Source organism: Jutongia sp. (assembly GCF_057878315.1).
Map to the genome: position 1 here is coordinate 1 of NZ_DBLXSO010000070.1, position 7,584 is coordinate 7,584.

Annotated in this window: 7 protein-coding genes and 1 pseudogene; 5 read left to right on the plus strand and 3 right to left on the minus strand. The window is 46.7% G+C overall.

Going from position 1 to position 7,584, the window contains the following annotated elements; all coding sequences use genetic code 11:
• Positions 1 to 121: 121 nt before the first annotated feature.
• On the minus strand, positions 122 to 1,297 hold the full coding sequence (locus tag ACZLMD_RS12205) for an IS110 family RNA-guided transposase (protein ID WP_489495832.1): 1,176 nt from the start codon (positions 1,295 to 1,297) through the stop codon (positions 122 to 124).
• A 264-nt stretch (positions 1,298 to 1,561) separates the two neighbouring features.
• Here ACZLMD_RS12205 and ACZLMD_RS12210 point away from each other — a divergent pair, with 264 nt between their 5' ends.
• The 5 genes from ACZLMD_RS12210 (at position 1,562) to ACZLMD_RS12230 (ending at position 5,929) form a co-directional block, all read left to right on the plus strand.
• Positions 1,562 to 1,792 carry a hypothetical protein gene (locus tag ACZLMD_RS12210; protein ID WP_014080756.1) on the plus strand — a complete coding sequence of 77 codons (231 nt, stop codon included), beginning with the start codon at positions 1,562 to 1,564 and terminating at the stop codon, positions 1,790 to 1,792.
• A gap of 118 nt (positions 1,793 to 1,910) precedes the next feature.
• Positions 1,911 to 2,315 carry a hypothetical protein gene (locus ACZLMD_RS12215; RefSeq protein WP_489495834.1) on the plus strand — a complete coding sequence of 135 codons (405 nt, stop codon included), beginning with the start codon at positions 1,911 to 1,913 and terminating at the stop codon, positions 2,313 to 2,315.
• 186 nt (positions 2,316 to 2,501) lie between these two features.
• Positions 2,502 to 5,036, plus strand: coding sequence for a hypothetical protein (locus ACZLMD_RS12220; RefSeq protein ID WP_489495835.1), 2,535 nt, complete (start codon positions 2,502 to 2,504; stop codon positions 5,034 to 5,036).
• 135 nt (positions 5,037 to 5,171) lie between these two features.
• Complete coding sequence (locus ACZLMD_RS12225) at positions 5,172 to 5,426, plus strand: HPr family phosphocarrier protein (protein WP_014080753.1); 255 nt, start codon at positions 5,172 to 5,174, stop codon at positions 5,424 to 5,426.
• Positions 5,427 to 5,455: 29 nt separating this feature from the next.
• The gene (locus tag ACZLMD_RS12230; protein WP_014080752.1) at positions 5,456 to 5,929 is read left to right on the plus strand and encodes a DUF6465 family protein; all 474 of its coding nucleotides are present in this window, start codon (positions 5,456 to 5,458) and stop codon (positions 5,927 to 5,929) included.
• A 59-nt stretch (positions 5,930 to 5,988) separates the two neighbouring features.
• Here the strand turns inward: ACZLMD_RS12230 and ACZLMD_RS12235 are convergent, their stop codons facing one another.
• Both ACZLMD_RS12235 and ACZLMD_RS12240 read right to left on the minus strand, forming a co-directional pair.
• Positions 5,989 to 7,167 (minus strand): ribose-phosphate pyrophosphokinase, encoded by a 1,179-nt coding sequence (locus tag ACZLMD_RS12235; protein WP_337791307.1) that lies wholly within the window; start codon positions 7,165 to 7,167, stop codon positions 5,989 to 5,991.
• 80 nt (positions 7,168 to 7,247) lie between these two features.
• Positions 7,248 to 7,584, minus strand: a pseudogene (locus ACZLMD_RS12240) (ATP-binding protein); the annotation flags it as partial.

Consider the following 7,584-nt stretch of genomic DNA (forward strand, 5'->3'; position numbering starts at 1 on the left):
AAAATGAAATATTTTGAATGAATTGCAGAAATGCATTTCAGATATATTTGTACCTTGAAAACTGCATGACAAAAAGAGTGTCATTAGCGGCACTCAGCTAGGAGATATTTACAGAAAACAATTAGGATGCACTACTGTATGATTGCCCTGTTTTTTCCATTGCATAAATGGTTCTTACTAGTTTCTTTGTAGCATGGGATAAAGCAACATTATAATGCTTGCCCTCTGCTCGCTTTTTGGCAAGATATGTTCCAAATGATTCATCCCAATGGCAGACATATTTAGTCGCATTGTAAAGGGCATATCGAAGATAGCGAGAACCACGTTTTTCCATATGGGAGTAACAGTTATCAAGTTGCCCCGATTGATAGGTAGATGGGGACATTCCGGCATAGGCAAGTATCTTGTCAGGAGAATCAAAACGACTGAAGTCTCCGATTTCAGCAAGGATCATGGCTCCCATACGGTAGTTGATTCCGGGGATGCTAAGAATCGGAGAATTAACCTCATCCATAATGGATTTGATTTCGGTTTCAATTTCGTCAATCTCAGAAGTTAATTCCTGAATGAGCTTAATGGTATGTTTCAGTTCCAGAGACTTTGCTGGCATATTTGAACCGATTGAGTTTCTGGCGGCTTCACGAAACATTACTGCGGTATCTTTGCCATATCTGCCATGTGAGCTTTCAGAAAGCAGATTTGTAAGTCTGGTAAGATGTGCAGATGCAACAGCATGAGCAGACGGAAATTCAGAAAGCATTGCATAAACGGATGCCATATGGATTGTTGGAACAAGCTTCTCTAATTCAGGGAAAAGAATACAAATAAGGCGAGATACAGAGGTCTTGAGCTTTGCTCGCTCCTGTACTTTATCAAAACGATAACGAGTTAATGACTTTAGTTCTTCGTTGTGGTAAGATGTGTCTGAGTAGGACTTCAAGTTCACATCAGACATGATCATAGAAGCGATGGTATGGGCATCCACTTTATCCGTTTTCGTCTTTCTAAGGCTTAAACTTTTTCTGTAAAGATTGGTATGTAACGGATTGATAACGTAGGTCGGCAAACCTTTATCGAGAAGGAATCCCAGAAGATTGTAACTATAGTGTCCCGTGGCTTCAAGCCCTACTTTTACTTTGGTTAAATCATCTGATACGGACTGTATTTTTTGAAATAAGGTTTCAAATCCATCACGATTGTTAGGTATGGTAAAAGATTTGAATAATACTTCACCATCTGAATTAGTGATAAAGCAGTCGTGTTTGTCCTTTGCAACATCAATTCCAACGTATATCATAAAAAATCTCCTTTGAATAAATATTTTGATACTGTTTATAGAACCACTGGTACTCCTTGCGATTGTAACCTCGTTCTAAATAAACCGTCATGCGGTATCTAACTGATTAACAAATATACAAAGAGACTGTGGTTGTAGCCTTTCTTAAACCATCGGGTGGTAGGAGTGTGAAAACAATCCACAGTATCTCCAAAAGTATAGCATACAGACCTTGGAGAGGGTCTATAAACACTACTACTTTATAATACGAGGGAGTATGATATTATGATGAATCCGGCTTCACTTATGAAGATTATGAATGCGAGAAACAAGTTCGTTGAGAACCATCCGAAGTTTGCGGCGTTTTTAAACGCGGTATTTTCTGCGGGCATTACGGAGGGAACAGTAATTGAAATCACCGTCACCAAGCCGGGCGAGGAGCCGATCACGACCAATATGAAGGTGCTCCAGTCCGATCTGGATTTATTGGACGAGTTAAAGAATCTGGCGCAGTAACCCGGCGCGCGCGCACTGCATATGATATAGCGAAGTTATCTATAGGGAGTATAGAGTGGACTATAATCAGGAGCAGTTTTTCCGCGCGCAGTTTGATGTGCCCAAGATGCCTTTTTATATGAGCTACCCCATGCAGAATCTGTATCTGACCGAGATGGAGTATGAGAAGGATATGGACCGCATGAAGGAGCTGTATCCCAAAGAGGTTGGCAGGATTGTGGAGTGCGTGGAAGACGAATGTGACAGAATGGAATACGAGGGCAGCCTGATGTTTGATGAGTATCCGGACCGTCTGATGATTGAGATGGTGGTAGACCGCATCCAGAAGAAAGTCACAGGAGAAGACGGCGAACTGGAGGCAGAGCAGTTTCACGGAGGCATGCAGCCGCCGCCCGGACACAGACCGCCGCCACCGCCGCCGCCCGGACAGAATGATCATCTGCGGGAGCTGATCGGTGTGATTTTAAACAACGAAATGTACCGGAGACGCTGCCGTCACCGCCGCTGCAGACGCTGGTGGTAACGGGGGTGCGAAGCCCCGGATAAGATCGAAAACAATTCTTAAAAATCAGAGAAAGTCATTGCGGATTTATTTTAAAATGCATACAATATAACTATCGCGTTTTTGTGCGATAGTTATTTTGTGTTAATATAACTATCGCGTTTTTGTGCGCGGTAGTTATTTTGCGTTATATAGGAGGAATGACCGTTGCGGAAGGGAACCATAAAGGCAGCAGTCTTGGCGGCAGTGTTCATCGGAGCAGTGCTTATATTTGGAAGATTTATGAATGATACTAACGAGGATCTGACGACGGAGATGAAGGAGGCGACGCTGCCGGTCATCACCATGTATCAGGGCGATCAGGAACTGAATGAACTACACGGGTATGTGACGGAGATGGATGCCGCATATATGCGCGATACCATTACGCCGGTGGGGGAAGACCGGAAGCTTCCGATTGTGATACAGACGAATCAGACGGCGGTCGACACGATTTCCTATGAGATCCGCAGTCTCGATGCCACACGCCTGATTGCGAATGCGGATGTCACCTCCTATGAGGAGCGCAGCGGGAAGATCACGGCAGATCTGCAGATCCAGAATCTGCTGGAAGAGGGCGAAGAGTATCTGATGATTATCCGCCTCGGGAGCGGAGACCGTTCGATCTGTTACTATACCAGGATCGCGGAGCCAGTCGACTGCTATGTGAGCGAGTGCGTCGCATTCGTCAAGGATTTTAACGATAAGACGTTCAACGATGAGACCTCCGGAACACTGGCGACTTACATGGAGCGGACGACCGGGGATAACACGACGCTGCAGTTCGTGTCGTTAAATTCTTCTCTAAAGCAGGTGAGCTGGGCGGATTTTAAGGGAGAGCGTCTGACAGAGCCGGTTCCGTCAATCAAGGAGATCACACCGACCTACAACGTGATCGTGCTCGATTATGTGGTATCCAGTGTCAACGAGAGCGGTCAGATTGAATACTATAATATAGAAGAATATTACAGGGTGCGCTACACCACAAGCCGCATCTATCTGCTGAATTTCGAGCGAACCATGAACCAGATTTTCCGCGGAGAAAATGACAGCGTTTACGATCAGTATATCCAGCTTGGAATCCGCGAAGCGAACGTTGAATACAAGGCGAATGAGGCGGGAACCAGTGTGGCGTTCGTGCAGGAGGGAGAACTCTGGGGCTACAATACGGTGGAAAATACGCTTGCAAAAGTGTTCAGTTTCCGCGGTTACGAGGGAATTGACAGCCGCGAGAATTACGGAGAACACGACATCAAGATCGTCGGTGTGGACGAAGCCGGAAGCGTGGATTATATCGTGTACGGTTACATGAACCGCGGAATTCATGAGGGGGAAGTCGGAATTGCGGTCTATCATTACGACAGCCTGGCGAATACCGATGAGGAACTGGTCTTCATTCCGTCGGATAAGTCGTATGAGGTGATGAAGTCGGAACTCGGGCAGCTCATGTATGTAAATGAGGGCGGAGAGCTTTTCCTGATGCTGGACGGGTGTGTCTACGGAATCGATTTAAATACCCTCTCGGTGCGGGAACTGGTGACGAATCTGAGCGTACAGGATTTTGCGGTGTCCGCGTCCAACCGCTATTTTGCATGGATGGAGACGGAGGGGGATTCCCAGATGGGCAGCAGTGTGATCCACGTGATGAATCTGTCGGATCAGAGCACGCAGGAGATTGCGGCGGGCACCGGGGAAGCCATCAAGCCGCTTGGCTTCATGGATGAGGATTTTGTGTATGGCATTGCCAGACAGTCGGATATTTTCGAGGACGCCGCCGGAAATGTGACATTTCCGATGCACCAGATCCGGATTGTGGATGTCTCGACAAAAGATCTTATTGTGCAGAAAACATATGAAAAGAGCGGCTATTTTGTAAGCAGCGTGTCCATCGAGGACTACACGATGCACTTGAACCGCATCCAGTATAACGGCACGGCATATGTCCCGGCGGATCAGGATATGATCATGAACCGTGAGGGAGACTCCGGAAAGCTTGTCAATATTGCAACGAGCAGTTCTGCGGAAAAGGAGACCCAGGTACAGCTTACGATTGCCGGGGCATCCGCGGAAAAGGCGCCGAAGCTTCTCACCCCGAAGGAGACGATTTTAGAAGAGGAGCGCACGGTGGCAATCAAGGAAGAGGGCAGCACAAAGCATTATTATGTATACGTGAAGGGGAATGTGGTGCTGGCGACAGATGATGTCACAGAGGCCGTCACGGCGGCAAATGACAGTATGGGAGTCGTGATTGGAGATAACCTTCAGTATGTGTGGAAACGCTCCAGAAAGTCCGCACAGCCGGCACTGTCGGATATTGCGGTCGGTGCGGAGGATGCCGGAGCAGGAAGCATTGCGCAGTGCATCAATGCCATGCTGGAAAAAGAAGGAATCAATATCAGCGTGAACGCACTCATTGAGGGCGGAGAGACGCCGAAAAGCATCCTGAACAATACGATGAAGGATATGCAGGTGCTGGATCTGACCGGATGCAATATCGAGGAGGTTCTCTACTATGTCAGCTGCGGCAGTCCGGTATTTTCCATGACAGGAAGCACGGATGCGGTGCTGATTATCGGATATGACAGCAACAGCGTCGTGATATTTGATCCTGCACTGGGAACGACATACCGGAAGACGCTGACCGAGGCGGATGAGATGTTTACGGCGGCAGGAAATGTATTTTTCACATATCTGGTGAAATGAAAGTGCATAAAAAAGCTCTTAAAGTAGGAAATTATTCGTGTAAGTTTAACAGATTTCATGTTCTTCTATTGCAAATTGGAAATAGATGGGTTATATTTTGAGACGTAGTACTTGAAAAGAGGAAATGGAGAGATTATGAGCAGAAAAGAGATTGTTGTATCGAATGTCTCAGAGGAACATAGTAATCCGATTGCAGAACTGGTTCAGGTTGCCTGCAGATTTGACAGTGATATTACACTTGAGAGTAACAACCGCCGGATAAATGCGAAGAGTATTATGGGAATCATGGCATTTAACCCGTCCAAAGGAATGACGGTGAACATCGTTGCCGAGGGCAGTGATGAAGAGGAAGCATTAGTAGCAATGGAAAAGTTTTTAGTATGTGAGTAGTTTTTTTGATGAGGAGGAGGGCTCTCATAATGGAAAAAAAGACGACAGCGAAACTTGATGAGACTAAGGCAGCAGTAAAGGCAGCAGAAGCAAAAGTTGCGGCGAAGGTTGAGGAGACCAAGACAGCAGCGAAGGAAGCAACTGCAAAGGTTGTGGCAAAAGTCGAGGAGACGAAGAACGCAGCCAAAGAGACAGAGGTAAAGGCGGCTACAAAGGTAGAAGAACCGAAGAAGACAGCAGCTGAGACCGCAAAGAAAAGAAAACCAAGAACAAAGACAGCGAAGAAGGCAGCAAAGGAAGAGCTTAAGCCTGAAGTGTATATCCAGTATCAGGGACGTGAAGGCGTGGTAGAGGATGCCATTAAGAAAGTGACAGAGCAGTTTGTGGCAGAAGGTCACAGAGCATCCACGATCAAATCACTTCAGCTCTACTTAAAGCCGGAAGAGAACGCAGCGTATTATGTGATCAATCAGAAAATTGCTGGCAGAGTAGACTTGTTTTAATACATAGGCATAATAAAGGGACTGACGCTTTTAGCGGGCAGTCCCTTTTTGGATTTTGTTTAGTTCTGCTCTGCTTTGTACTTTGCAACCAGACGCTGGATGCGGTCATACGGATTTAAGAGATCGCTGATCGAGCTGTCGTGATTTAACGTATCAATGATATAAGCGATGTATTTGCTCATGTCGCAGTTGATATAATATGGCTTTGCAAGCAGTTCCGGTGTCTGATAGGTCAGGTTGGTGGTTACGACCTTGTAGATTGTGCCGTCTGCAACCGCCTTGTCAAAACGCTCCAGACCGTTGGTGAACAGACCGAAGGTTGCAACAACGAAGATACGGTTGGCCTTTCTCTTCTTTAACTCGGTAGCAACATCAATCATACTCTCACCGGAGGAGATCATATCATCGATGATAATCACATCCTTGCCCTCGACGGAGGAACCTAAGAACTCATGTGCAACGATCGGGTTGCGGCCGTCTACGATCTTGCTGTAGTCGCGGCGCTTGTAGAACATACCCATATCCAGACCGAGCACGTTAGCCAGATATACGGCACGGTTGGTACCACCCTCATCCGGGCTGATAATCATCATATGTTCGGAATCGATCTTTAAGTCTTTGACTTCTCTTAAGATACCCTTGATGAACTGATAAGCAGGCTGTACAGTCTCGAATCCCTTGAGTGGAATGGCGTTCTGTACACGCGGGTCATGCGCGTCAAAGGTGATGATGTTGTCGACGCCCATAGCGGTGAGCTCCTGCAGGGCAAGCGCGCAGTCTAAGGATTCGCGGGCGGTGCGCTTGTGCTGACGGCTCTCATATAAGAACGGGATGATCGCGGTAATACGTCTTGCTTTTCCGCCGACAGCAGCAATGATACGCTTCAAATCTGCATAGTGGTCATCCGGAGACATGTGGTTCTCGTAACCGCATACAGAGTAGGTGAGGCTGTAATTGGTAACGTCGACCATCAGATACAGGTCATAGCCGCGGACAGACTCTTTGATGACACCCTTTGCTTCGCCGGTTCCGAAACGCGGCACTGCGGTTGAGATGATATAAGAATCTCTGCGATAGCCCTTGAACGCAGGGTCGTTCTGGTGCTGGTGCTGTCTCTTTTCGCGCCAGCCGACAAGGTACTGGTCTACCTTAAGACCAAGTTCTTTGCAGCTTTCCAGTGGGATGAGACCCAATGCTCCGTCAGGCATGGTTTCTAAGTTTCTTTCATCGTTTGGCATGAATGGTTCCTCCATTAAAGAATAGTTACATAGGTTTTATTTTCAATAGATTGCTCTAATGAAATACAGGGATAAAAATGTTAACGGTGGCGCTTTAAGATACGGATGTCTGCGCCGAAGAGCTTTAATAATGTGTAATTGCTGGATATTCTGGATAAAACGCGCTCTGAATAAATATCGGCAAGCTGGTTCATCCCGAGGTTTGTGGAGATGATCGTGGATTTCTGCCGCAGAATGCGTTCGTTGATACATAAAAATAACTGCGAGGTCGTAAAGGAATTGGACAGCTCCGTGCCGAGATCATCGATGATCAGCAGATCGCAGTCGAAAATATTCCGGTGGGAAAGCAGTGCCTCCTCGTCCCGTTTGAACACGCCCTTGCTTAATATATCAAATAATTGGAATGCGGTAAAGTAA

What these genes read in the sequence shown, in the direction of transcription:
- ACZLMD_RS12205 (WP_489495832.1), bottom strand. Translation starts at nt 1,297, where the DNA reads ATGATATACGTTGGAATTGATGTTGCAAAGGACAAACACGACTGCTTT.
- ACZLMD_RS12210 (WP_014080756.1), top strand. Translation starts at nt 1,562, where the DNA reads ATGATGAATCCGGCTTCACTTATGAAGATTATGAATGCGAGAAACAAG.
- ACZLMD_RS12215 (WP_489495834.1), top strand. Translation starts at nt 1,911, where the DNA reads ATGAGCTACCCCATGCAGAATCTGTATCTGACCGAGATGGAGTATGAG.
- ACZLMD_RS12225 (WP_014080753.1), top strand. Translation starts at nt 5,172, where the DNA reads ATGAGCAGAAAAGAGATTGTTGTATCGAATGTCTCAGAGGAACATAGT.
- ACZLMD_RS12230 (WP_014080752.1), top strand. Translation starts at nt 5,456, where the DNA reads ATGGAAAAAAAGACGACAGCGAAACTTGATGAGACTAAGGCAGCAGTA.
- ACZLMD_RS12235 (WP_337791307.1), bottom strand. Translation starts at nt 7,167, where the DNA reads ATGCCAAACGATGAAAGAAACTTAGAAACCATGCCTGACGGAGCATTG.